The organism is Janthinobacterium sp. PAMC25594, from assembly GCF_019443505.1.
GTDB lineage: Bacteria > Pseudomonadota > Gammaproteobacteria > Burkholderiales > Burkholderiaceae_D > Janthinobacterium.
In genome coordinates, this window is record NZ_CP080377.1 from 2,066,861 (window position 1) to 2,092,600 (window position 25,740).

Consider the following 25,740-nt stretch of genomic DNA (forward strand, 5'->3'; position numbering starts at 1 on the left):
CACTCATTTGTACCAAAATCTGTACCGACGATGTAAATCATAACTGATGAACCAGGCTCGCTGCAAGTAGGTTGCACTGGGATTTCGAAATGATTGGATATAACGTATCAGACCGCCTAACTTAGTTCGTCATCGTAGGCGCAATGCCAAGTCCGGCTAAGACAGCCGCGGCCGTTACCGAAGGGGATGGCGAAAGACTGCTTCCGTCCCAAAGCGAACTTGGCAGTTTAAGCAGATGGCTGTGTTACGACAACGTTTTTGATGGGAGTACAGTCAGCATAATTTACGTGGAAAACTCTCACCTCCTCCAAATTACGAGGATCGCCAGTGAGAATTGACGCTAGTTGTCCAGCAAGCGCTACGATGGCGTTGGAGTTGTGTACGACATCAGCAATGAGTTGTAATGGGTACCCCATTGTCATTCTCGACAGCGGATGTAAAGCGCCTTGTGCATAGCTGTTCAGTGCCTTCCAAGATGCGTTTTTTCGTTTGCGCGCCGAATTGCCCCACTCCGTTTCCCCCTCCCTCCATTGTCTGGCGAACGCCGCGACAAAGTCGTAAGACCCTTTAAATCCCAGTTCCAATAGGTCCTCGTGGAGCGGCTTCAGGCTACGCCGCTGCTTGCGTGATTTGGCCGCCTCTGTCTTGAGCTACCTGGTTCGGTGCCCCCCCTGCGCAAATGAAGGGATGGCCATCAACGCCACGCCACCTGTCCGTCGGCGCACAGGTGGCAATCCAGGCAGACATCAAAATATTTTATTTGTTACACACCTTTCCATGGTCGCCATGGAAGCCTTTGGTTTTAGCATCTGCTTCGGTCATGTATTCACCTTTCTTGGTCTTTCCATAATACTTATCACCTTCGCAATGATAAACCTTGCTTGAGGGGTTAACCCAAACCTTGCCGGCACCACCGCCTGCCATCGGGGCCACCTGAACGGGCGCTGCCTTTCCCGTAGTTCCCGACGCGGAAGCCGCGCCAGCTGCCATCGCTGGCGATGATGCTCCGGTCGCCATACCGCCATGCCCCCGGCAAGCGTGGGTAGTTTTGGCCACTGGCGCCGAGCCATCTTTACACAGGGCCATTGGAGCTGCTGCGGGCGTCGTCGGACTCCCCATCGTCGAGACCGATGGCTTAGGCGCAGTTGCGCTTGTCGCGGTTTGCGCAAATGCCTGCGATGCGAAGGCAGAGCCTATTGCGAGCATTACTAGAAATTTATTCATTTAGAGTCTCCGGTGTACACGAAATATCGTGCCTATTACAGTAACGCGGCTAGACATTTACCGTTGACCTAGCCGCGAAATCATATGGCGAATACGTAGAAACATGAACGAGTTTACTGTCACGGCACATGGCCCGTCTCCAGATCAAAAGCAGAGAATTGCGTAAGTTGGAGCCTACAGTGCCAGAATTAACGAACGCAGAGCTGGCACATCACAAAAAAGTAATCTGGCACTCCGGCTTTGGTAAGCACCGCCCCGGCAGAATCAGCCATTCCTCCATTCCAATGCAGAAGCGACCATGAGAAAAACAACAAAAGGAAACCTGGCGCTGCTGGCAAGCCTGTTCGCCATCGGCGCGGTGCTGGGCGAGGCCTGGTCGACGGCCGGACAGAAGGCCCCGCCGGCGCCGAAAACGGCCCCGCTGGTCAGTATCACGATAAGCCGCACGATGGACGTGCCCATAGAATTGTCGGCGCAAGGCCATCTGGTGGCGCTGAACCTGATCGAGGTGCGCCCGCAAATGACGGGGATCATCCGCAGCGTCCACTTCAAGGAAGGCGAACAGGTGCGCGCCGGTCAATTGCTGTTCACGCTGGACGATAGCGATACGCTGGCCCTGCTGCGGCGCAGCGAAGCGCTCGCTGCCCAGATCAAGGCGCAACTGGCCGACGCCAGGCGCGACCTGCAGCGTTCAAGAGAACTGGTTGCATCCAGGTTTATCGCGCCGAGCGCGATCGATACCGCCACAAGCAAGGCCGACGCGCTGCAAGCCCAGCTCGACGCCGCCAGCGCCGAAGTCGACAGCGCTCGCGTAGCGCTGGCGCATACCCGCATCAGCTCGCCCATCTCCGCCAAGTCCGGCGCACTGGCCGTGCATCCTGGCAGCCTGGCGCAAACCAGCGCGGCTGCGCCGCTGGTCACGCTGGCCCAGTTCGATCCGATCGGGGTCGAGTTCAATCTGCCGGAAGCCAATCTACAGGCGATCCTGGCGGCGCGCGGCGCAGCCAACGGGCCGGTGTCGGTGTCGATCGATGGCTTGGCCGGCCAGCCTGTCGCCGGAAAACTCAGCTTCATCAACAATACCGTCAACACCAGTACGGGCACCATCGCGCTGAAGGCTGATTTCGCCAATCCGGCGCTGGCCTTGTGGCCGGGCGCGTTCGTGCGCGTGACCGTGCACGCTGGGCGCAATCCGGCTGCCGTGGTATTACCGCCGCAAGCGGTCATGGAAGGACCGGCCGGCCGCTTTGTATATCTGCTGGGTGCCGGTGACAAGGTTGTGGCCAGGCCGGTGACCTTGCTGCGTGTGCAAGATACGCTGGCGGTGGTCGACGGGCTTGCGTCCGGGCAACGCGTGGTGCTCGAAGGCGGCCAGAACCTGAAGCAGGGCATGGCGGTGCGCATCGCCCCCGAGACTCACGCCGCTGCGGCGGTGCCAGTTGCCGCTAACGCGGGCAGCAATGGAAAGGCAGCGCAATGAAGATGGTTGAATTCTGCCTGCGGCGTCCCATCGCGGTACTGCTGTTCTGGATCAGCGTGATCGCCGCCGGCCTGGCATGCTGGCTGCAACTGCCATTATCGGCGCTGCCCACCTACGACACGCCGACCATTCAGGTCGGCGCCAGCCTGTCCGGCGCCAGCCCGGAAACGATGTCGACATCGGTCGCCACGCCGCTGGAAAAACAGTTCACCGCGATTCCCGACTTACTGACGACCACTTCCACCAGCATCCAGGGCGAATCGAAGATCACACTGGAGTTCGACCCGGGCCGCAACATCGACGCCGCGGCCGGCGACGTGCAGGCGGCGCTGTACCGCGCCACCCGCTCGCTGCCTGCCGAAATGACAACCCCGCCGTCCTACCGTAAGGTCAATCCATCCGATATGCCGGTGCTGCTGATCGGACTCAGTTCGCCGTCGCTCAAATTGACCGACCTGAATGGCTTTTCGGATAAGCTGATCGTTCCGGCGCTGTCGACGCTGAGCGGGGTGGCGCAGGTGAATATTTCCGGGCGCAAGCGTTACGCGGTGCGCATTGAGGTCGACCCGGACCGGCTGGCCGCGCTCGACCTGACGCTGGCCGAAGTCAGCATAGCCTTGAAGGCGGCCAATTCGAACGCGCCGCTGGGGCAGTTCGACAGCCGACGCCAGATGATGACCTTGCAACTGCCGCCCGGCCTGATGAAGGCCGATGATTTCAGCAAGCTGGTGATCGCCTCGCGCAACGGACAGCAGGTGCGCCTGTCGGACTTTGCAACGGTGCTTGACAGCATAGAAAACACCCAGGACACCAGTTCGGTCAACGGCGCCAGCGCGATCCTGCTGCAAGTGATGCGCCAACCGGGCGCCAACACGGTCGCCACTGTCGAAGCGATCCGCGCGATGCTGCCCAAGCTGGCTGCGCAGATGCCAGCGTCGGTTCAGATCCGCCTGCTGAACGACCGCTCGATCTCGATCCGCCAGGCGATCCACGACGTCAACCTGACCATGCTGCTGACCATCGCCCTGGTAGTGATGGTGATCATGCTGTTCCTGCGCCACGCCGCCGCCACCGTGATTCCGTCGATCAGCCTACCGGTCTCGCTGCTCGGCACTTTCGCGCTGATGGCCGCCTGCGGCATGAGTCTGAATAATATTTCGCTAATGGGGCTGACGATCGCGGTCGGCCTGATGGTCGATGACGCCATTGTGGTGCTGGAAAATATCATGCGCTACATTGAGGAAGGCCTGACACCGTACCAGGCGGCGCTGCGCGGCACGGCCGAAGTGGCGTTCACGGTGGTATCGATCTCGGTCTCGCTGGTCGCCGTGTTCATTCCAATTTTCTTCATGCCGGGCACGCTCGGCCTGCTGTTCCATGAATTTGCCATCGTCGTCACGCTGGCTATCCTGGTGTCGGCCGCCGCCGCGCTGACCCTGATCCCGGTGCTCGTGCCCATGCTGGTCAAGCCGGACCGCCAGGCCGGCGCCGTCACGCCAGCCTGGAGCCGCTGGTTTGAAAGCGCTTTTGAATGGACGCTACAACGCTATGCAAGCGCGCTGGACTGGGCAATCGGCCACCGGCCGCTGGTACTCGGCGCGGCGCTGGCCACGCTGGCCCTGACCGCCGCGCTGTACGTAACTGCGCCGAAGGGATTTTTCCCGCAGGAAGACACCGGCCAGATTTCGGCCAACGTCGATACCCCGCAAGACATGTCTTATCTTGGCCGGTTGGCCGTGCTCAAGCAGCTCGAAGCGGTGCTGCTGCAAGACCCGTATGTCAGCGACGTGGCGTCCAAGGTCGATCACGACACCACTTCGTTCTACATCACGCTGAAGGCGGCCAGTGTGCGCCCGGCGATGCCCGCGGTGCTGGCTAAACTACGCGCCGAAACGGCCTTCCTACCGAATATCCAGGTGTTTTTCAGCCCAGTGCAAAGCCTGAAGGTCGGTGGGCGCAGTTCCAAGAGCACTTATCAATATACCTTGCAGTCGGTCAGCCCGGGCGACCTGGATATGTGGTCGGAAAAGCTGCTGGTCGAGCTGAAAAAGTCGCCGTTGTTCGTCGGCGTGAACTCCGACTCGCAGCGCAACGGCCTCGATGCGCGGCTGGCGGTCGACCGCGACCGTGCCGCGCTGCTCGGGATCGACATGGCCAGCATGCGCAACACCTTGTACGCCGCCTACGGCACGCGCCAGGTGTCGACCATCTACGCGCCGGAAGACAGCTACCAGGTGATCATGGAACTGGGCGATGAATTCCGCCGCGACGAAGCGGCGCTGGCCAAGATACAGGTGCGCGGCGACGGCGGCGCTCTGGTGCCGCTGGCCGCCTTCACCAGCGTCGACCGCGGCAAAGGCACGATGGCGGTCAACCATCAGGGCCAGTTGCCAGCGGTGACCTTGTCGTTCGACTTGGCGCCGGGCGCCGCGCTGTCCGACGCCGACGCCGCGCTCAAAATCGCGCGGCAAAACATCGGCTTGCCGGACGCGATCTTTGGCGCCTGGGCTGGCCAGGCTGCGCTGTTCCAGCAGTCGCAAAGTGCTCAGCTGTGGCTGATCGGCACTGCGGTGGCGGTGATTTATGTCATCCTCGGCATGCTGTATGAAAGCTGGATCCATCCGGTGACAATACTGCTCGGCGTCCCGTCGGCGGCGGTCGGCGCGCTGCTGGCGCTGCGCCTGACGGGGCTGGAGCTGAGTTTCATCGCCATCATCGGCATCCTGCTGCTGGTCGGCATCGTCAAGAAAAACGCCATCATGATCATCGATTTTGCACTTGCGGCGCAGCGCGGCCAAGGTATGGCGCCACAAGAGGCTGTGCGCCGGGCATGTCTGCAGCGCTTCCGGCCCATCATGATGACCACACTTTGCGCTATCATGGGCGCGTTGCCGTTGGCCCTGGGCCTGGGCAGCGGCGCCGAATTGCGCCAACCGCTTGGCGTCGCCATCGTCGGCGGCTTGCTGCTGTCGCAACTGATGACATTGCTGATCACACCGGTGCTGTATTTGTTTTTCGACCGTCTCGGCGATCGCACGCCGGCACTGCCATCTGCCGTTTCCCTGTCCTGAAGGTATGAGCCATGCATCCAACCCCAGCCCGCCACCAGACCAAGGCTGGCGCCCGATGAGCAAGATCTTGCTGGTGGAAGACCAACAGACCGCCGCCGCCTACCTGTCCAAGGGGCTGGGCGAGGCCGGCCTGCTGGTTGATGTTGCACGCAATGGCCCGGACGGACTGCATCTGTTGCTGACCGAAAGTTATGAACTGGCGATCCTCGACGTGATGTTGCCGGGTCTGGACGGCTGGGCCATCCTCGAGCTGGCGCGCAAGGCCGGCAACCGCACGCCGGTGTTGTTCCTGACTGCGCGCGACGATATCGAGGACAGGGTGCGCGGCCTGGAGCTGGGCGCCGACGATTACCTGGTAAAACCGTTCGCCTTCAGCGAACTGCTGGCCCGGGTACGCGTGATCCTGCGCCGTCACGACGCCGCAGCTCCCCCCGCCGGCAGCGAACCGACCGCTTTCGTGCTGGCCGACCTGAAGCTCGACCTACTACGCCACCGCGCCACGCGTGGCGCCGACCGGATCGACCTGACGCCGAAGGAATTCGCCTTACTGAGCCTGCTGATACGGCGCGCCGGTGAAGTCCTGTCGCGCACCGTGCTGGCCGACAAGGTGTGGGACATGAATTTCGACTCCGACACCAACGTGGTCGAGGTTGCGGTGCGCCGCCTGCGCACCAAGCTCGATGACCCGTATCCGATCAAGTTGTTGCACACGGTGCGCGGAGCGGGTTATGTCCTTGAACTACGGAACTGATTTGTGAACAAGCTCGATGCGTGGCTGTTGCGCCGGCCAGCCTGCGATCCGCGCCGCTGGTCGCTGATGCTGCGTATGACCTTGTTCTTCGCGCTCGCCATTGCGCTGATCCTGATCGCCGTGTCGGCCATGATGTACCACGAACTGGTACATCAGCTGCATGAAAAGCAGGAAATCGAGATCCGCGATGCGTTGCGCATTGAGCACGAAGTGCTGGAAAAACAAGCGCGCAAGAGCGTGCCCGATTTATGGCAGCACGAATGGGGCGAGCAGGTCGAGGAAGGCAAGCGTTTTTCGTGGCGCCTGTGGTCCGGCACCGGCCTCATGCTGGCCGAGTCGAGCCTCATGGCGGCACCGCCGGACGGCTACGCCACGCCCAACCGGCGTGGAAAATTCTCGCGCCGCAACGTCATGGCAGATGGCCAGCTGCGCCATCTGCTGCTCATCGCGCAGCGCAGTGACGAACGCGACGGCGCCGTCTGGATCATGCACGGTGCGCTTGATGTATCGGAAGACGAGCAGGTGGTCGAACGCTACCTGTACAAACTGTCGAGTGCGCTGGCTGTCGCGATCGTGCTGTCCGGCCTGGTCGGCTGGCTGTTGGCGCGCCAGGGCCTAGCGCCGGTGCGCGCGATGAGCTCGGCGATTGGGCGGGTCAGCGCCGAAAAACTTCATGCGCGCATCGGCAGCGAAGTCTGGCCGGCCGACTTGCGGGCGCTGGCGGTCAGTTTCGACGGCATGCTCGCGCGCCTGGAGGCGTCGTTCGAACAGTTGTCGCGCTTTTCGTCCGATCTGGCACACGAATTCCGCTCACCGATCAACAACCTGGTCGCCGCCGCCAGCGTCACGCTGACGCGGGCGCGCAACGCCGACGAATACCAGGAAACGCTGGAAGTGGTCATCGAAGAAGGCAGCCGGCTCTCGCGCATGGTGTCAAGCATGCTGTTCCTGGCGCGCGCCGACAACGCCAAGCAATGGGTTGATCCTGAGCCGTTGTCGACCGCCCAAGAATTCGACAAGCTGCTCGACTTTTTCGAGGCGGTGGCCGAGGACAGCGGCGTGTCCATTACCGCGACTGGCGACTTCCCTATCCTTGCCGATCCCTTGTTGCTACGCCGTGCCTTGTCCAACCTGATTGCCAACGCCTTGCGCTATACGCCGCGCGGCGGCGCCATCGGCTTGATGGCGCGCGACTGCGGCGACGCGATCACACTGAGCGTCGCAGACAACGGTAGTGGCATTGCGGCGCAGCATCTGCCGTTCCTGTTCGAGCGTTTCTACCGCGCCGATGCGGCGCGCAGTTCCGGCGAAAGCACAGGCCTGGGCCTGGCCATAGTGCGTTCCATCGTCGAATTGCATGGCGGAGGGGTGGCTGCCCACAGTGTAACTGGTCAGGGAAGCTGTTTTACGCTGTCGTTTCCGAAACTGGCGCCCGTACAGCGTATCCGTCCGTCCGAGCCTTGAACCCTGGGAGCAAAGCATTTTCCCATGCCCCATATTCCCGAAAAAATCGCCCACCGGGCGATGCCACTTCCAGATAACAGAAATGTAATTTTCGATTCACCATACGGTCACATTGTATTTCTAGACTTGTTGATTTCTACACCTCTCGACAAGTACTGGAAACAATATGATGGATCGAAAACTGCAGTATTTCGCACGCTCAACGATATCGACCCAAGTGCTGCTGGCCCTGGCTCTCATGACAGGCCAGGCGCATGCTCAGAGCCGCGACGCCAGCGCCGACAGCGTGCCGGAATCGTCCACGGCGCTGGACGCCGAGGCGATCAAGCAACGGGTGGTAATCAGTGGTTCGAACGTGGCCAACCGCGCGCCGGTGCTGGTGTCGCTGAAAGCCACCCAGCCGCAATCGATCATCACCGCCACCTTCATTGAACAGGCCGTCACGCCGCTCGACGACTTTAACGCGGTGGCGCGCATCGCGCCGAGCATTGGCGCCGGCGTCTCGCCGAACGGTCCGGGCCTGGCCGAAACCAAAGTCACGCTGCGCGGCTTCCAGGACGGCGAGTACAATATGACGTACGACGGGATCCCATTCGGCGACACGAATAACCCGACCCACCATTCGACCTCGTATTTCCCGGCGCGCATTATCGGCGGCATGGTCATCGAACGCGGTCCGGGCAATGCCAGCAACCTGGGACAGGCGACCTTCGGTGGCTCAATCAACCTGTTTTCCAAGGAGCTGTCGCAAGACAGGCACTTCACGCCCTACGCCACTGTCGGTTCGTGGAACACCAGGATGTTCGGCGGCCAGGTCGACAGCGGCGTGCTGGACAACTTCGGAAACGCCCGGCTGATGTTCAACGCCTCGCACCTGAGCAGCGACGGTTACCTGAGCTACAGCGGCGTCAAAGAAGACAACTTCCAGTTCAAGTTCGAGGTTCCACTGACGGCGGCAGCCAAGCTGACGGTATTTTCCACCTATAACAAGATCCACAGCTTCATTCCCGACAAGAGCGGCGCGACGCTGAGCCAGGTAGCTCGGTTCGGTAAGAATTATTCGCTCAACAACGATCCCACCAGCCAGAATTATTTTGGCTATAACTACAACGACAAGCGCACCGATTTCGACTACGCCCGCCTGGATGCCAGACTGGGCGGCGGCTGGGTACTGGAAAACACGCTGTACACCTACGCCTACGACAACAATACCTTTTCCGGCCAGGACGCCAGCGGCGCCACGGCCAACGGCACCAAGGCAGGCGTCTCCGGTAACAAAAACGTGCCAGGGTACAACAAGTTGAATTCCTACCGGGTCAACGGCGACATCGTCAAGCTGAGCAACCACCTGGAAGCGGGCGTGCTGCGCACCGGCGTCTGGCTGGAAAATGCACATTCCGACCGCCATCTGTATGACATCGATTTCACGCTCGGCCTGCCTAATCCAAAGGAAGCGACCACTCCAAAGAGCGTTTCCTATGACCAGCAATCCTCATGGAAGCAATACCAGCCCTTCATCGAATTCGAATGGGCCGCCGCGCCGTCGCTGACTGTCACGCCCGGCCTCAAATACGTGCATTTCAAGCGCGCGCTGAACGCCGGCGTCAACCAGGGCACGCGCATCCCCACGGATGCTGAGCAGACCTACACCAGCACCTTGCCGTTTCTGAGCGCCAACTACAGTTTCACGCCTGAGTGGTCGGCCTATGCCCAAACCGCGCGCGGCTTCCTGGTGCCAGACCTGTCGATGTTTTACGTGAACAACCCGAGCCGCAGCAAACCGCAGCCGCAGACGTCGACCAACTATCAGCTCGGCGCGGTGCACCAGTCGAGCAACCTGTCGCTTGACGGCGATATCTATTACATCGACTTCAACAACAAGATCGCCTCGACCGGCATGGGTAACGACCTGGTGTATTACAACCAGGGCGGCGTAGTCTACAAGGGTATCGAGGGGGCGGCGACGTATTACGTCGGCAGCGGGTTTTCGCTGCATGCCAACGGTTCGCTGAATAGCGCAAAAAGCAAGGAGACTGGCCTGAGCATCGCCAAGGTACCGCAATCAACGACCGCGCTTGGTCTGCTGTACAAGGCCAATGGCCTATTCGGCTCGCTGATCGCCAAGCGCAACGGCAGCCAGTATGCCAAGGACGGGCAGCCGGCCGCGTACAAATTGGGGGCCTACATCACCACTGACCTGTCGTTGGGCTATCGCTGGAAAACGCCGGGCAGCATGGTCAAGGCCATCAAGCTGCAAGGCGGCATCAACAACCTGCTGAACAAGCAGGATGCGACGTCGATCTCAGTCAACAGCAAGGGCGCCGCATTCGACCAGTACACCTTTATCCCGGAACGCAGCGCGACTGTGTCGCTGAGCGCCGATTTCTAATTGAGTAAATAGAAAGCCATCCATGAAAAAACTGACTTTGCCCTTGTTTGCCCTAGCCACATGGGCTGCCAGCCCGTTGTACGCCAACGCCGCCACGCCATCGTTCGTCGCCGCCGAACAAACCCGCATCATGCAAATTCTACCCGAGCCACCGGCCGCCGATTCGGCCGTTACGCGCGACGAGCTGGCCCTGCTACACCGCCTGCAAGATGGCCGCACCGCGCAGCAAGCGGCACAGGCGGTGGCCGACGACCGCGATGAAAGCATCTTCATTTACCGCGACGTGCTGGGCGATAAGTTCAACGCGGCGCTGTTGCCCGTGACAGCAGCGTTTTCGGCGCGCGTCAAGAACGATGAGGAGATCAATACGCTGCCGGCCAAGCAGGGCTACCACCGCGTACGTCCCTACAACCTGGACAAGACGTTGCAACCGATCTGCAAGACCAAAACCAAGGACGACTCATATCCGAGCGGCCACACCACCGCCGGTTACCTGCAGGCGCTGGCATTGATCGAACTGGTACCGGAAAAACGCGATGCCATCCTGGCCCGCGCCGCCAGCTATGGCAATAATCGCCTGGTGTGCGGCGTACATTATCCGAGCGACGTGCAGGCCAGCAAACTGCTAGCCTATTCGGTGCACGCAGTGATGGCCAACAATCCGCAATATCAAAAGGAAATGGATGCGGCCCGGAGCGAATTGCGCAAGGCATTGGGCTTGCCCCCGATGAGCGTCAATTAATTTCGTGACAAGAGGTTTGACGTTACTCTGAGACGATTCAGAGCACGGCGAGCATGCAATTGTTGCCATTAAGAAATAATTGCATGCTATTTTATTATGTGTAAGATTGCGCTAGCTTGGACCTTTCGCTATTGTTCATCTTCGCGCCGTGCTGCCGGATGTAACTCAGAGGGTGCAGGTTGTTACTTTAGGGAAATTTAAATAAGCACAATATAAAATATGAGACATGAGGATTACTTTGATTAAAAATACCCATGCGGCGCACGGGCAAACCGAGCACATGAAGCTTTACTCTTGCCAGTTGTTCGGTTGCTCGCAGAATTGACCCACTCTGTTTGACCCGACCTCCACTGCCTGGCAAACGCTGCCACGCGCTCGTATGACCCTGCATAGCCGAGCTCTTTCAGGTCCTCATGGATCTGCTTCAAATTGCGCCGCTGCCTACGCGGTTTAGTCATCTCGGCCTGTCCCACCCGGATAGCTGCACCGAGTATTTGTTTAATCCGCTAACTAAGCGTCGCTCCACATCGGAGGGCTCAGTGGTTTCGATCGCAGATAGCGTCGGACGGTATTGCGTGAGATATTCAGTCGCCTGGCGATTCCTCATATTGGGATCTGGTCACGAAGGTGAGCTGACCGGCTACGGTGGCGGTCTCGTTCGCCAGTAGTGGTTGATCGCGCACGAGCGGCGGAATGTAGGGTTCGCGGAATAGTCGAGCGTTCGTATCTGCGGTGGCGTTGGCCGGCGCCGGCACCGTCGGTGTGAGCACGACCGGCAACAGGCCGTCGTCGCGCATCAACGCAGGCACGCCAAGGCGTCCTTGTTGATAGAGGCGGCGCCAGCTGAAAACCTGGTTGGCGTTAACGCCGTGTTCGCGCGCGCTTGCGCGCTGCCATCGCGTACCGTCGAAACCTCTACCGAACCGCCGGGCAACATCACCACGACGACCTGAAAGCGGCCGCCGACAATATGCACGGTGTCGAACAAGCCAAATATTTCGGCCGAGCCGACGTTGGTGCCGATATCGAAGTCAGCCGGCGCCACGCCGGCAAGAAGGTCGCGGACCGAGCCGCCTATTTCGACCTCCTTACGCTATACAAACATCAGGAAACCGTCAGCAAAACACGCTACGCCTGCAATACCTACCGGGATGGAGACCCACCAAATACGCCGAGCTTTCATCAGCCCCGCTATGGAGTTAAGCAGAATCGATACCTGAAGGAAAATTACGGCAATACCAAATGGTTTGCCGTGTTGCTTGGCGGCATCGCGTTGTTGTTCAAGTTCGTGGGCGCGCGTTTGAATACCCTGTTTCTCACTTGCATAGCGACCGATGGCAGCGCGGTACTCCTGCTCTTTTTCCGCATAGGCGGCACTCGCAGGATTTCCCTTTGACAGTGCCATGGCCTGCAATTTCAGTTGCTCGGCTTGCAATTCATACAGATGCTGCTTGGTGCTTTTCGCCTGGTAGAACGACCACTGGTCCGAGGCCAGAGCTTGGCTTATCACGCTTTGGGTAGAGTACCCGCCACCTTTAAAGGTAGACAAGGTCGCGCACACCGCAAGGATTACCGTCGCAAGCGCCATCTTGTTGAGCCAGGGTTCCTTGATTTCTTCCGCCATCGCTTGCCTCTTCATTGAAAAAGCCAGCATTGTAGACGGCAGCGTCGACATGGGCCAGACGTGCTGCACATGCCGCGAACCTGGGTCTCAGCGTTCAGCTCCCATGCGTTCGCTGCGCACTTGACCTTAACTTCACGTTGTTTTTGTTACGTATGCTTACCCCGGAAACATCTTCCATACATCCCGTTAGCGGCTTCATCCGTTAATGGTCTATCAGCGCGACGTCAGCGCCATACCGGAGAACGAAAATGGAAACCACCGCCGCATCGAATCCCATCCATCCACTGATGGCCGCCGCCGCTGTCTCACTTACCTTGGTGAGCCTGGTTGGCGCCGCCGCGATTGCTGGGCTTCTGCCAAACTCTCATGGTGCAGCCGTAAGCAGTTCGACAGTAGATAGGACGAGCAGCGGTAGTGCCCCGCTGGCACAGCAGTCTGCACCGGCCCCAGTCGTGCGAGAGATTGTGCGATACAAAACCGTCGTGCACCATGAATACCCCCGTCGTCACGAGACCGCCTACGACAAGGACCGGGCCCAACTGGCTCAAGCTGACCAACCCCGGGATTATCGACAGGCGCCGGCATATCAGCAGCCCGCTCCGGTCGCCCAGAATAGCCCACTTGGCATAGGCATTGGCGCCTTAGTCGGCGGCTTGATAGGTAGTCACGTTGGTGGCGGCAACGGCCGCACCTTGGCAGCAATCGCGGGCGCCGTTGGTGGCGGCTACGCGGGCAACGAAATCGCCAAGCGTAACCAGTTCGCCGGCCAGCAATAATATCGGACCGGCGTCAGAAAGAACGTAAGGAACCATCATGAAAAGCAAAATCAGCTTGGCACTTTTAGCCCTCGCCCTCCCAGCAGCAGCCTTTGCAACCGAATATCAGACAATTGAACGCCCTCGCCAAGAGTGCTGGAACGAACAAGTTCAAGTACAGCAGCGTGGCTACGACGCCGGCGGCACAATCATTGGAGGCATTGCCGGAGGTTTGCTCGGCAACCAGGTCGGCCATGGCAACGGTCGCACCGCAGCCACCGCCGTTGGCGCGATAACAGGCGCAATGGTCGGTGAGCGTATGTCGTCCCAGCCGAGCTACTCCACCCAGAGTGTGCAACGCTGCCGTACCGTCATCGAGCGTGTTCAAGTACCAGTCTATCGCGAACCAGCCCAGGTATGGGTTGAGCAGCAGCCTGTGTACATACCGCGCGCGGAGTACTACTACGTTCGGCCTGGCGAACGCGAACGTCGGGAGCACTGGGAGCACGACGGTTGGCATGAGCGACGCCATGACCGAGATGAGCACCGCCACCACCACCATGAGGATGACGATTAATCAAAATGGTCCGCCGACTCTCTGCCCGCCGGCGCGCACCTCACATATCTTTTGGAAGACCCTGAGGTGAGACGGTTATCGTAGTCATTTTCATTTTTTTTCCACGCTCAGTGACAGCTAAGTCTTGCTCCCTATGCTCTCCATGGCGCACCCCACGCGCACTACCATTGGAGGAGATATGTACCACTACACCAAACTAGCGTTGCTGGTCGTTGCCTTAGCCACGGGCGGCGGCATGGCCTATGCCGTGACCAGCCAGCAGGCCGACATGGAGAACGATGCCCTGGCCATCGGCAAGGCAAAAGTTTCACTGACTCAGGCCATCGCAACGGCCGAACAGCAAACGGGCGGCAAAGCCTCCCGCGCCGCGCTCGAACATGAGAAGGGCAGCTGGGTCTTCGACGTGGAAGTCGTCAAGGGCGGCAAGGTTTTCGACGTCCGCATCGATGCCGACAAGGGCACCGCCCTGTCCTCAAAAGAAGACAAGGCCGACCACCACCATCACGAGCACGACGACTGATCCACCGCCACGATTCCGGCCCGCCTTGTGCGGGCCTTTGCAACAGGTACATCATGGAACCACTGAACTTCGCCCTTTTCTCCTTACTCAACGGCCCCGCCGCTCCTTCTCCGTTTGTCCTCAGCGCCGCGCTGCTGTTTGGCGAGTGGCTGATCTGGCTACTGCCAGCCGCCGCCGTCATCGCCTGGCTGCGCAGCGGCGAGGCGACGCGGGGCCCGCTGCTGGCTGCCACAGCGGCGGTGCTGACGGGCTTGTGCCTCAATCAGTTGATTGGCCTCGGATGGCAGCATCCCCGCCCGTTCATGCTGCATCTTGGCCATACCTTCATCTCCCACGTGGCCGATTCCTCCTTTCCCAGCGATCACCTGACCGTCATCTGGTGCGCCGCCTGCAGCCTTCTGCTGCAGCGGCCCACGCGCGTGGCCGGCACTGTCATTGCAGTCCTCGGCATTGCCGCCGCCTGGGGTCGCATCTACCTGGGCGTGCACTTTCCGCTGGACATGCTGGGCGCGGCTTTGGTGGCCATGTACAGCGCGGCAATCGTGTCGCACCTGCCTACGCGCGCCACCTTGGCCACGCTGCACTGCACCACACGCCTGCACCGCGCGGTGTTCGCCCCCTTCATCGAGCGCGGCTGGGTGCACGACTGAGCGCTATGCCTGGCCTAAGTCTTGCACCGCACACTGGAGACTTTCCCACTTGCAGGAGTTCGCCATGCCATTCCAGTTCCCCACGACCCGCCGTGAATGGCTGAACAAGGTACCCCATGCCACCGTGCTGTTCTGGATCATCAAGATGATGTCGACCACGGTGGGCGAGACGGGCGCCGATTACCTGAACGCCGATCTGCATTTTGGCCTGGGCGGCACCACGGCTGTCGTGGGCTTGCTGCTGGCCCTGTGCCTGTGGGTGCAAATGCGGGCCAGCCGCTATATTCCCGTGCTGTACTGGCTGGTGGTCGTCTGCATCAGCGTCTTCGGCACCTTGCTCACCGATAACCTGAGCGACCAGCTGGGCGTACCGCTGGCCGTCTCCACGTGCGCCTTCAGCGCCGCGCTGGCCCTCACCTTTATCGCCTGGTACCGGCGCGAGCGCACCCTGTCCATCGACAGCATCGTGACGCCCCGCCGTGAATGGTTTTACTGGAGCGCGATCCTGTTCACGTTTGCCCTGGGGACGGCGGCCGGCGACTGGGTGGCCGAGGGCATGCAGCTGGGCTATGCCTATGCAGCCCGACTGTTCGGCGCGCTGATCGCCGCCACGGCCGCCGCACACTACCTGTTCAAGCTCAATACCGTGGCCTGCTTCTGGATCGCCTATGTGCTCACGCGCCCGTTCGGCGCCGCATGCGGCGACTTGCTGTCGCAACCTGCCGCCAATGGCGGCCTCGGTTACGGCACGATAAACACCAGCATCCTGTTCCTGGCCACCATTGTCGCCCTGGTGGCTTATCTGTCGGCCATGCAGAAAAATATCGCGCCGCTGAAGGCGGATGTGTGAAAATCGCAGCAAGACACTGACGAAGGAAGAGCATGCGCGTATTGCTGGTGGAAGACGATGCCATGATAGGAGCCGCCGTGCAGGCTGCCCTGCGCGACGCCTCGTATGCGACCGACTGGGTGCGCAATGGCCAGACGGCGCTCGATACGGCTACCTGCCAGCACTATGACCTGGTCCTGCTGGACCTGGGTTTGCCCGGCAAGGATGGGCAGGACGTGCTGCGCGCGCTCCGCGCCAGGAACAATGCGGTCCCTCTGCTGATTATCACGGCCCGGGACGCCCTCGAACAGCGCCTGCAGGGACTCGATGGAGGCGCGGACGACTATGTACTCAAGCCATTCGAGATGGCCGAGTTGCTGGCGCGCATGCGCGCCGTATTGCGCCGCAAGGGCGGCTCGGCGGCTCCCATGCTGGGTAACGGCATCGTCTCGCTCGATCCCGCCACGCGCGAAGCCACGGTTGCCGCCGCGGCGCCTGTGCAACTGTCGAACCGCGAATTCGCACTGCTGCAAGCCTTGCTGCTGCGCCCCGGCGCCATCCTGTCGCGCAGCGAACTGGAGGAACGCATCTATGGCTGGGGGGAAGAAGTGGAAAGCAATGCCGTGGAGTTTCTCATCCATGCGCTGCGCAAAAAACTCGGCGCCGCCACGATCAAAAATGTCAGGGGCGTGGGATGGATGACTTCAAAAGGCGCATAAGCAGTCACATAAGCACCTCGCTGCGGCTGCGCCTGTCCCTGTGGCTGGCCCTGGCGATTTCCTGCATGGCCGTGCTGGCGGGCGCCTTTGCCTTTTACTCCGCTTTCCAGCAGGCGCACGAGCTGCAGGACAACATGCTGCGCCAAGTTGCCGCGTTGGCGAGCCGTCACCAGTTGGCCGCCCCTGCGAAGAGTGGCGCAGACGAACATGCGGATAACGACAACAAGGTCTTCGTCCAGCCGCTGGGCACGCATGCGGCCGGGGAACTGGCCCTGCCTGCCGATTTGCCGGATGGCCTGCAGACCGTGCGCGCGGATGGCGAAACCTACCGCGTGATGGTGCTGGGCGGGCATGGCCAGCGCCTGGCCGTCGCGCAGGAAACCTCCGTGCGCGATGAAACGGCGCGCGACAGCGCCCTGCTGACGCTCATTCCCTTCCTGATCCTGGTGCCCGCTCTCCTGCTGGTAGTGGCCGACCTGGTGCGCAAGGTCTTCAGACCGGTGCTGGATGCCGCTGCAGCGGTCGACGCGCGCACCGAGCAGGACTTGCAGCCCATCGGTAGTGCCGCCCTGCCTTCCGAAGTCAGGCCGTTTGCCGATGCCATCAACCGCCTGCTGGCGCGCGTGCGCCTGGCGATGGAAGAGCAGCGCCGCTTCATCGCCGACGCGGCCCATGAATTGCGCACACCACTGACGGCCCTGTCGCTGCAAGCCGAACGCCTGGCGACCACCTCCCTGCCGGCGGAAGCGCAATCGCGCCTGACCACCCTGCGCCAGGGTATCGAGCGGGGCCGCGGCCTGCTGGATCAGTTGCTGTCGCTGGCGCGGGTGCAGGAACCGTCCGATGCGGCGCAAACGCAAGCGGTGTCGGTACGGCAAATCTACCGGCAGGTGCTGGAAGACTTGCTGCCGCTGGCCGAAGCGAAGCACATCGACATCGGCGTGATTGACGGCAGCGACGTGCAGGTCCTTGCCAGCGCCATCGACCTGGCCACCCTGGTGAAAAACCTGGCCGACAATGCCATCCGCTATACGCCGCAAGGCGGCCGCATCGACCTATCGGTACGCCTGCAAGGCGTAAGCGCTATTCTCGCCGTCGAAGACAGCGGTCCCGGCATCGCCGAGGCAGAGCGAAGCAGGGTTTTTGATCCATTCTACCGGGTGCTGGGCAGTGGACAGGAAGGCTCAGGCCTCGGCCTGGCCATCGTGCATGCCATCTGTACGCGCATCGGCGGTACCGTCAACCTGGCCTACACCGATGCCGCCCGTGGTGCGGGGTTGCGCGTGGAAGTGCAGCTGCTTGCTGCCGCACCGTAGCTAGACTAGACTAGACTAGACTAGACTAGACGTGACGTGACGTGACGTGACGTGACGTGACCGCCACCATAGCTTGTTGGCACAGCAAAAAAATGTCGAACTGGATATCGATAGTATCGACGACAGCATCTACATTGAAGCCCCCTCCTGCCTCCTGCGGGAAGTGATCTCCAACCTGCCGGACAATTCCATACAGCACATGAGGCAGCCTGGAACCGTCACCATATCCTTGCTGCAGTTGCCGAACTCCGTCTTGCTGTGCCTTTGCGATACAGGACCCGACATTCCTGAGGCCGAGCGGAGCAAGGTGTTTGAACGATTCTACCGGTTTAATAGCGGCAAACCGAACTGCTCAGCTTTGGGTCTTGCCATTATCAAGGAAATATGCGAAGCGCTACAGGCGCAATGACGTCGAACCCCTCCCCGAAGCTGGCTCAGGGTTGCAAGTCGATATACTATTTCACCTGACCTTTGCGTAGCGCAAAAGCTTGCGCATCCCCCATCAATGCTACGCCACCCGCGCCGACGTGCAGGTAAAGACTCGCAAGATGCCCATTTTAATATTCCCAGCTTGCGCTCAATGGCAAGCATTTGACATTGCCAAGTTGTAACGCAGTTTGGCGCGCCGCGCGCTTATGATCCGCTTGTTTGCGATAGCGCGCCTGTGCGCATCTACTTTTCACATCGGGAATACGCACCATGAAATTCAGGGAGAGGAGCGCTGCGGCGCTGAGCCTGTTACTGTTGTGCGCCTGCGTCGAGGCGCCCAAGGTGGATTGGAAAGCTGGCGCCAAGCGCGCCTGGGTTGTCGCCTTGTACGAAGCAGGGCATAGGCAGGATCTACCCGCCTGTCTGGAGCAATTATCCGATGCGGATCTGGCTAACCGGCATTTTGTCGAGCTGCGCTACCGCCATGTGCGCATCATGTACAGGGCTGTAGCCGAAGTGCCACCAGATCTTGCGGTCACGTCCGGCACCCAGGTGGAGTTGTGGCCTGCAGACTGCGGACAGGGACATTTGTCGCGCATTTCCCGGTTGTTGCCCGCTAGCAGCGATTGAATGAAACCATATCCATGTCTATGAAATTTATCTACTGGCCCGCAGCTTTCTTGCCGCTTTGTCTGGCATTGTCCCTGCACGCGCAAGAGAACCTGACATTGGTGCAGCTGCAGCGCATTGCGCTCGAACGCAACCACGACGTACGCGTGTCGGCACTGGCGCTTGACAGTGCCGCCGCTGCCGTGACCAGCGCCGCCGCCGCGCCCAATCCCATGTTGACGGTGCAGACGATGAACATCAACCCCGGCCTTGGCGTGGGCGCAGGCAGCTTGCGCAGCAAGACCGTCGACAGCAGCGTTCGCATCGACCAGTTGCTGGAGCGGGGCGACAAGCGCGGCCTGCGCCGCGACGGTGCACTGCATCAGGAAGAGGGCGCGCGCGAGGACGTGCGCGAAGCGCGGCGCCAGCTGCGTCTCGCTGTCAGCCAGGCTTATTACGATGCGCTGGCGGCGGGCGAGCGCCTGACCATCCTCAATGATACGGCGCAGTTGTATCAGCGCACCGTCGAGGTGGCGCAGAAAAAGCGGCATGCGGGCGATGTGTCGCCGGCTGACGTGGCGCGGCTGCAAGTTGAAGCGCTGCGCGCCAGCAACGATACGGCGCAGGCGCGCGGCGATGTCGCGCGTGCGCGCCTGGCGCTGGCCTTGCTGACCGGTATCGACAACCGCTTGGCGCAGTTGCCGCTTGCCGATGGCTGGCCTGCAGTCGCAGCCACCACCCTGGCGCAGGCCGATTCGGCCGAGGCAGCCATCGCGCGTCGCCCCGATGTGATGGCGGCGCAGGCGAGGGTGGCGGCGGCCCTGTCTGCACACAAGCTGGCGCTCGCCGCGCGCACGCGCGACGTTTCCATCGGCGTACAGGCCGAACATTACCCGGCCAGCGCCAGCAATCCACAAGGCAGCGGCAACAGCTTCGGTATTTCGCTGCAAGTGCCGCTCTTCCTGCGCTACCAGTATGACGGCGAGATACGCAGCGCCCAGGTGGCGTTGGACCTGGCGCAGGAAAATCTGGAGCAGGCGCGCATCTTGGCCAGGGCGGAGCTGAGCCGTTCTGCACTCGATGTGCGCAGCAATGGCGAGCGCTTGCTACGCATTGACGACAGCCTGCTGCCGGCCGCGCAAAAGTCTGCCCAGGCGGCGGAATTCGCTTACCAGCATGGCGCCCTGCCGATCGCCGATGTACTCGATGTGCGGCGCAGCTACCGCGCCGTGCAGCTCGAAGCACTGGCCGCCCGAAGCGACTACGCCAAGGCGTTGGCCGCCTGGCAGGCATCCTTTCCCACCGCATCTCTTGAAAGTACGACACCATGATATCGCGCAGTACTTTGACCTATGGCGCCCTGTTCGTCCTACTGTGCGGCGGGTCCGCTGCGGGCGTGCAGTATCTGCAACGGGCGCACGCCGCCGCCTTGCCGGCCGCCGCTGTGGCCACCAGCGTTACCGCGCCCGGCGTGTTGCATTTTTCCGCGAATGCGCCGCAGATGGCGACGCTGAAAATCGCCGCAGTGAGTGCCGTGCCGCTGCCGGCCAGCGCCGCCCTGAACGGACGCATTGCCTACGATGAAAACGTCACCACGCGCGTCAGTTCGCCCGTGCTGGGCCGCGTGCTGGCGTTACATGCCGATAGTGGCGAGCGCGTGGCGCGCGGCGCCTTGCTGGCCGACCTCGATTCGCCCGACCTGGCCAGTGCCGAGGCCGACTGGCGCAAAGCCCAGGCCGACGAAGTGCGCAAGCAACTGGCCTATCAGCGCGCCGACACACTGTTTCGGGGAGAGGTGCTGGCGCGCAGGGATTATGAGTCGGCCGATGCCGATTTCCAGCAGGCACGCGCGGAAACGCGGCGTGCGGCCTTGCGCATGCATAGCCTGAACGCGGTCGGCAGCGACAATGGCCGCTACACGCTGCGCGCGCCGCTGGCCGGCACCATCGCCGACCGCCAGATCAACCCGGGCCAGGAAGTGCGTCCCGACGCGCCCGCGCCCCTGTTCGTCATCAGCGACTTGCGCCGCCTGTGGCTGCTGGTCGACGTGCCGGAAAGCGCCCTCGCCAGCGTGCGCCAGGGACAGGCCGTCAGCGTCGAGACGGATGCCTACCCGGGGCGCCGCTTCAGCGCCACGGTGGCGCACGTGGCGCCGGTGCTGGACCCGCTGACGCGGCGCATCCAGGTGCGTTGCACGCTCGACAACGCCGATGGCGCCCTGAAACCGGAAATGTTCGCGCGCGCCTCCTTCCTGGCCGGCGATGGCAGCGTGCTGGCCGTGGCCTTGCCCAACACCAGCCTGTTTGCAGAAGGCGTGTACAGCTATGTTTTCGTGGAAAAACAGCCAGGCACGTTTGAAAAACGCCGCGTGAACGTGCGCGTCAAGGGACGCGACAGCAGCTTTGTCGATGCGGGCGTGAGCGCCGGCGAACGGGTCGTCACGGAAGGCGCCTTCCTGCTCAACGCCGAGGTAGCCAGCAATGCTCGCTAAGCTGATCGATTTTGTCCTGGCGCAGCGCGTTTTCGTGCTGATCCTGACGGCGGCGCTGGCCGTCTTCGGCTACCGCGCGCTGAGCAACTTGCCCATCGAGGCCTTTCCCGACGTGCAGGACGTGCAGGTGCAGATCGTCACGCAGTATCCGGGCCAGGCGCCGGAGGAGGTCGAACGCAACGTCACCTTGCCCATCGAACGCGAAATGAGCGGCGTGCCGCAGCAGACGCAGCTGCGTTCCGTGACGATTACCGGCCTGTCCGTCGTGACCCTGACCTTTGCCGATGGTACGGACGATTATTTTGCGCGCCAGCAAGTGCTGGAAAAATTGCAGAACGTCACGCTGCCCACGGGCGTGCAGGCGAGCCTGGCGCCCTTGTCGACGGCGGTCGGTGAAATCTTCCGCTATGTGATCGAGGCACCGCCGGGCATGGATGCGAACGAAGTGCGGGCCTTACAGGACTGGGTCGTGCGGCCTGCGCTGCGCATCGTGCCCGGCGTGGCCGATGTCGTCAGCTTCGGTGGCACTGTCAAGGAATACCAGGTGCAGGTCGATCCGGCCGCCCTGCAGCGCTATGGCGTCACCATCGACCAGCTCAGCGCAGCCTTGAACAACAACAGCGCCAATGTGGGCGGTGGCCTGGTGCGGCGCGGCGACGAGGCGCTGGTGGTGCGCGGCATCGGCATCTTCGGCAGCATCGACGATATCGGCCGCGTCATCGTCAGCGCCAAGGGCGGGCGCACGGTGCTCGTGTCGGATCTGGCCGAAGTGACTGTGGGCAATCGTCCCCGTTCCGGCGTGGTGGCCTTCAACCGCGAAAACAGCGTGGTGGAAGGCATTGTGCAGATGAGCAAGGGCAGCAATGCGGCCAAGGTGGTGGCCGACGTCAAACTAGCCATCGCCGGCCTCGATGCGCGCCTGCCGAAAGGCATGCATTTGCGCACGATCTACGACCGCACGGAACTGATCGGCCACACGGTGCACACGGTGGCGGAAAACCTGCTCCTGGGCGCGGCGCTGATGATCGCCATCCTGGTGATTTTCCTGGGTAACTGGCGCGCCGCCCTGATCGTCGCGGCCGTAATTCCCCTGTCGCTGCTGTTCGCCTTCATCATGCTCGATGCGCGCGGCATTCCCGCCAACCTGATTTCGCTGGGGGCGGTCGATTTCGGCATCATCATCGACAGCGCCGTGGTGCTGGTCGAGGCCTTGCTGGTACGGCTGGCGCTGCTGGGCGAGCAGGGGCGGCATGATGCCTCCCTGCGCGAGCGCACCCTGAAGCAGACGGTGGTCGACCTGGGCCACCCCATCCTGTTTGCCAAGGCCATCATTATTGTCGCCTTCATTCCCATCTACACCTTCCAGCGCGTGGAAGGCAAGATTTTCTCGCCCGTGGCGTTTACGCTGAGCTTTGCCATGCTGGGCGCCATCATCCTCACCATGACCCTGATCCCGACCTTGCTGGCCTGGACCATGCGCCGCCATCCGATGGCGGAAAAGCACAGCGCCTGGCTGCAGCGCATCCAGGACGGCTATGGCCGCCTGCTGGCGGCGGCGCAGCGCCAGCGCATCTTCGTCATGCTCGCCTCGGTGCTGGCGCTGGTGGTGACCCTGGCGCTGGCGCCCCTGCTGGGCAGCGAATTCCTGCCCAAGCTCGACGAGGGCAACTTGTGGCTGACGGTCAGCCTGCCGACGTCCAGTTCGCTGGAAAAGACGCGCGCCGTCGAGCAGCAGGTACGCGCCATCATCCTGTCCTATCCGGAGGTGGGCAATGTCATCTCGCACGTGGGCCGGCCCGACGACGGCACCGATCCCAAGGGCAGCAACAATATGGAAATCCTGGCTGACCTGAAACCGCGCGGCAGCTGGCGCTTTGCGGACAAGGAGGCGCTGGTGGCCGACATGTCGGCGAAGATACGCACCTTGCCCGGCGTGCCGACGAACTTTTCGCAAGTCATCGAGGACAATGTAGAAGAGGCGCTGTCCGGCGTGAAGGGCGAGATTGCCGTGAAGATTTACGGTCCCGACCTGGACGTGCTGACGCAAAAGAGCGAGCAGATCGCCGGCATCCTGAGCGGCATTGCGGGTGCGGCCGACGTGGGCGCCGTAAAAATCGGCGGACAGAGCGAACTCGACATCGTTATCGACCGCGAGCGCATCGCCCGCCTGGGCGTCAACGTGGCCGATGTCAACACGGCGATCCAGACGGCGCTGGCGGGCAACGTCGTCAACGCGTATTTCGAGGGTGACCGGCGTTTCGACATTACCGTGCGCCTGAAGGAAGCGGCGCGCGATTCCGTCGATGCCGTCGGCGCTCTGCCGGTCAATTTGCCGGGCGCCGCCGGTACGGTGGCGCTGGCCGAGCTGGCGCACATCGAGGTGCGCCAGGGCGCGGCCCGCATCAGCCGCGAAGCGGGCGGGCGCAATGCGTCCGTCAAGGCCAACCTGCTGGGCCGCGACCAGGGCAGTTTCGTTGCGGAGGCTCAAGAAAAAGTGGCGCGCCTCGTGCACCTGCCGCCGGGCTACCAGATCACCTGGGGCGGGCAGTTCGAAAACCAGCAGCGCGCCGTGAAGCGCCTGGAAGTGATCGTGCCGATCACCGCGCTGATGATATTTTCGCTGCTGTTCTGGGCCTTCCGGTCCGTGCGCAAGGCCATGCTGATCCTGTCCATCGTGCCATTTACCATGATCGGCGGCATCCTGGGCCTGGCGCTGGTCGGCCTGCATTTTTCCGTCTCGGCGGCCGTTGGCTTCATCGCCGTGGCCGGTATCTCGGTGCAGAACGGCGTCATCATGGTCGAGCAGATCGTCGAGATAGCCCGGCACAACGCGAGTGCCGTCGATAGTGCCATCGCCGGCGCCGTGGCGCGCTTGCGGCCGATCCTGATGACGGCATTGATGGCGGGCCTGGGCTTGCTGCCGGCGGCACTGTCGCACGGTATCGGCTCGGAAACCCAGCGCCCGTTCGCCGTGGTGATCGTGGGCGGCATCGTGTCGGCTACCTTCTTTACCTTGCTGCTGTTGCCTCTGGCCTACCCTTATTTTGCGGAAAAGAAAGCGTAAGCTATGCACCGTGGTTGACACTACTGGTCCGTTGGCACCAAAAAGTGTCGTTGTTCCCAACGCAGGCAGAGGTGCCTACCTGCCCTCCGGCCCTCAGCAACGCCCGGGCTGGCACAGGCACTGGCAGCGATACTTTCTCCGACATCGGATTACTGGTTTGGTTTGCCGTCAACCCAGACCCCGCCTTTGTTCGTAAGTCTCCAACTATATGAGGTTCGTGGTGAGAAGACTTCGCCCCGGAGCGACAATTTTTGAATTGCTCACGTGAACGAGATGCTATTCTAGGTGCCGTCGACTGGGTTCGGCCGGAAGCAAGTCTTCCTCCATCTGTTTAGCTCCCAAACTTTGCTTATGAACTCACTGACGCGGAACGATCTATTTGTTGATGCATCGCTGCTCGACTTCAACTCACTGCTTCTGGAATGGCCGGGTCTGGTACTTGGCGAGATCCGCCCAATAGGAGCTTCCGTATTCGGCGATCTATTCTTCGAGCGCAGGTCAGGTGAGGTAACTAAGTTAGACGTGCTGAAGGGTGGGATGCACTTGATTGCTATAAGCTTCCAGCAGTTTGCTGAAGTGATGAATTCTCCAGAATGGCAGGAGGAGCATCTTCTAAGTCAGAGCGTAGCATTGCTCAAAGAAAAGGGGGTCTCACGGGCCCCAAGCCAATTCTTTGGCTTTGCCCCTCACCCGTCATTTACAGGCAAAACTGACTGGTCAAGAGTAAAGTCGCTGGATGCTGTCGTGTGGCACTCAATCTGCGCGCAAATGTTAGATGTTACTCCCCTATTGAAAGGGGCGGCGATGCCCGAAATTACTCCTAAACGGCCGTGGTGGAAGCTCGGAAAGGGCTAGCGTGAAGGCCTACTTTGGGGTGCGGATTCAATCGCTGGTCGTAACACTCTACACCTGCGTCGTCGGGTACCCGCATCAGCTCGCCGATCTCCGCCAAGTCCGGCGCGCTGGCCGTCCATCCTGGCAGCCTGGCGCAAACCAGCGTGGCTGCGCGGCTGCTCACGCTGGCCCAGTTCGATTC

General features: G+C 61.5%; 24 protein-coding genes. 19 read left to right on the plus strand and 5 right to left on the minus strand.

Annotation, left to right across the window (positions count from 1 at the left end):
* Positions 1 to 227: 227 nt before the first annotated feature.
* Together KY494_RS30125 and KY494_RS09185 are read right to left on the minus strand one after the other, a co-directional pair.
* A complete protein-coding gene (locus tag KY494_RS30125; protein ID WP_375143468.1) occupies positions 228 to 584 on the minus strand; it encodes a hypothetical protein in 357 nt (118 codons plus the stop codon).
* 172 nt (positions 585 to 756) lie between these two features.
* Positions 757 to 1,224 carry a hypothetical protein gene (locus KY494_RS09185; RefSeq protein ID WP_219890705.1) on the minus strand — a complete coding sequence of 156 codons (468 nt, stop codon included), beginning with the start codon at positions 1,222 to 1,224 and terminating at the stop codon, positions 757 to 759.
* 298 nt (positions 1,225 to 1,522) lie between these two features.
* Between KY494_RS09185 and KY494_RS09190 the strand changes: the two genes are divergently transcribed.
* From KY494_RS09190 to KY494_RS09215, 6 genes are all read left to right on the plus strand, one after another.
* Positions 1,523 to 2,704: an efflux RND transporter periplasmic adaptor subunit gene (locus KY494_RS09190; RefSeq protein WP_219890706.1), complete on the plus strand. Its 1,182-nt coding sequence runs from the start codon at positions 1,523 to 1,525 to the stop codon at positions 2,702 to 2,704.
* A complete protein-coding gene (locus KY494_RS09195; protein WP_219890707.1) occupies positions 2,701 to 5,775 on the plus strand; it encodes an efflux RND transporter permease subunit in 3,075 nt (1,024 codons plus the stop codon). Before KY494_RS09190 ends, KY494_RS09195 begins: the two co-directional genes overlap by 4 nt.
* A 55-nt stretch (positions 5,776 to 5,830) precedes the next feature.
* Complete coding sequence (locus tag KY494_RS09200) at positions 5,831 to 6,526, plus strand: heavy metal response regulator transcription factor (RefSeq protein ID WP_219890708.1); 696 nt, start codon at positions 5,831 to 5,833, stop codon at positions 6,524 to 6,526.
* Between the two features lie 3 nt (positions 6,527 to 6,529).
* Positions 6,530 to 7,990: a heavy metal sensor histidine kinase gene (locus KY494_RS09205; RefSeq protein ID WP_219890709.1), complete on the plus strand. Its 1,461-nt coding sequence runs from the start codon at positions 6,530 to 6,532 to the stop codon at positions 7,988 to 7,990.
* Between the two features lie 166 nt (positions 7,991 to 8,156).
* Entirely contained in the window at positions 8,157 to 10,379 is a 2,223-nt protein-coding gene (locus KY494_RS09210; protein ID WP_219890710.1) for a TonB-dependent receptor, read from the plus strand.
* A 22-nt stretch (positions 10,380 to 10,401) separates the two neighbouring features.
* On the plus strand, positions 10,402 to 11,121 hold the full coding sequence (locus KY494_RS09215; protein WP_219890711.1) for a phosphatase PAP2 family protein: 720 nt from the start codon (positions 10,402 to 10,404) through the stop codon (positions 11,119 to 11,121).
* A gap of 584 nt (positions 11,122 to 11,705) precedes the next feature.
* Here the strand turns inward: KY494_RS09215 and KY494_RS29660 are convergent.
* From KY494_RS29660 to KY494_RS09225, 3 genes are read right to left on the minus strand one after another with little or no spacing between them, the layout of a single operon-like run.
* A complete protein-coding gene (locus KY494_RS29660) occupies positions 11,706 to 11,921 on the minus strand; it encodes a hypothetical protein (RefSeq protein WP_258194762.1) in 216 nt (71 codons plus the stop codon).
* Positions 11,918 to 12,166 (minus strand): hypothetical protein, encoded by a 249-nt coding sequence (locus KY494_RS29665; protein ID WP_258194763.1) that lies wholly within the window; start codon positions 12,164 to 12,166, stop codon positions 11,918 to 11,920. The genes KY494_RS29660 and KY494_RS29665 overlap by 4 nt, the downstream gene beginning before the upstream one ends.
* Before the next feature lie 48 nt (positions 12,167 to 12,214).
* Positions 12,215 to 12,796 (minus strand): DUF4337 domain-containing protein, encoded by a 582-nt coding sequence (locus tag KY494_RS09225; protein WP_258194764.1) that lies wholly within the window; start codon positions 12,794 to 12,796, stop codon positions 12,215 to 12,217.
* 197 nt (positions 12,797 to 12,993) lie between these two features.
* On the opposite strand from KY494_RS09225, the gene KY494_RS09230 reads away from it, so the two are divergent.
* The 13 genes from KY494_RS09230 to KY494_RS09290 all read left to right on the plus strand — a co-directional run bounded on the left by KY494_RS09230 (position 12,994) and on the right by KY494_RS09290 (position 25,559).
* Complete coding sequence (locus KY494_RS09230; protein ID WP_219890712.1) at positions 12,994 to 13,521, plus strand: glycine zipper 2TM domain-containing protein; 528 nt, start codon at positions 12,994 to 12,996, stop codon at positions 13,519 to 13,521.
* Between the two features lie 37 nt (positions 13,522 to 13,558).
* A complete protein-coding gene (locus KY494_RS09235) occupies positions 13,559 to 14,077 on the plus strand; it encodes a glycine zipper 2TM domain-containing protein (protein WP_219890713.1) in 519 nt (172 codons plus the stop codon).
* Positions 14,078 to 14,255: 178 nt separating this feature from the next.
* A complete protein-coding gene (locus KY494_RS09240; RefSeq protein WP_219890714.1) occupies positions 14,256 to 14,597 on the plus strand; it encodes a PepSY domain-containing protein in 342 nt (113 codons plus the stop codon).
* A 53-nt stretch (positions 14,598 to 14,650) separates the two neighbouring features.
* Positions 14,651 to 15,247 (plus strand): undecaprenyl-diphosphatase, encoded by a 597-nt coding sequence (locus tag KY494_RS09245; protein ID WP_219890715.1) that lies wholly within the window; start codon positions 14,651 to 14,653, stop codon positions 15,245 to 15,247.
* Between the two features lie 64 nt (positions 15,248 to 15,311).
* Positions 15,312 to 16,097 (plus strand): hypothetical protein, encoded by a 786-nt coding sequence (locus KY494_RS09250; RefSeq protein WP_219890716.1) that lies wholly within the window; start codon positions 15,312 to 15,314, stop codon positions 16,095 to 16,097.
* A 32-nt stretch (positions 16,098 to 16,129) separates the two neighbouring features.
* Positions 16,130 to 16,795 (plus strand): response regulator transcription factor, encoded by a 666-nt coding sequence (locus KY494_RS09255; protein ID WP_219890717.1) that lies wholly within the window; start codon positions 16,130 to 16,132, stop codon positions 16,793 to 16,795.
* Complete coding sequence (locus KY494_RS09260) at positions 16,771 to 18,111, plus strand: ATP-binding protein (protein WP_219890718.1); 1,341 nt, start codon at positions 16,771 to 16,773, stop codon at positions 18,109 to 18,111. Before KY494_RS09255 ends, KY494_RS09260 begins: the two co-directional genes overlap by 25 nt.
* Positions 18,112 to 18,187: 76 nt before the next feature.
* Positions 18,188 to 18,520 carry a HAMP domain-containing sensor histidine kinase gene (locus KY494_RS09265; protein ID WP_219890719.1) on the plus strand — a complete coding sequence of 111 codons (333 nt, stop codon included), beginning with the start codon at positions 18,188 to 18,190 and terminating at the stop codon, positions 18,518 to 18,520.
* Between the two features lie 290 nt (positions 18,521 to 18,810).
* On the plus strand, positions 18,811 to 19,170 hold the full coding sequence (locus KY494_RS09270) for a hypothetical protein (RefSeq protein ID WP_219890720.1): 360 nt from the start codon (positions 18,811 to 18,813) through the stop codon (positions 19,168 to 19,170).
* A 14-nt stretch (positions 19,171 to 19,184) separates the two neighbouring features.
* A complete protein-coding gene (locus tag KY494_RS09275; RefSeq protein WP_219890721.1) occupies positions 19,185 to 20,480 on the plus strand; it encodes a TolC family protein in 1,296 nt (431 codons plus the stop codon).
* A complete protein-coding gene (locus KY494_RS09280) occupies positions 20,477 to 21,640 on the plus strand; it encodes an efflux RND transporter periplasmic adaptor subunit (protein ID WP_219890722.1) in 1,164 nt (387 codons plus the stop codon). Before KY494_RS09275 ends, KY494_RS09280 begins: the two co-directional genes overlap by 4 nt.
* Entirely contained in the window at positions 21,630 to 24,704 is a 3,075-nt protein-coding gene (locus KY494_RS09285) for an efflux RND transporter permease subunit (protein WP_219890723.1), read from the plus strand. Before KY494_RS09280 ends, KY494_RS09285 begins: the two co-directional genes overlap by 11 nt.
* Before the next feature lie 351 nt (positions 24,705 to 25,055).
* The gene (locus KY494_RS09290) at positions 25,056 to 25,559 is read left to right on the plus strand and encodes a DUF1851 domain-containing protein (RefSeq protein WP_219890724.1); all 504 of its coding nucleotides are present in this window, start codon (positions 25,056 to 25,058) and stop codon (positions 25,557 to 25,559) included.
* Positions 25,560 to 25,740: the final 181 nt, after the last annotated feature.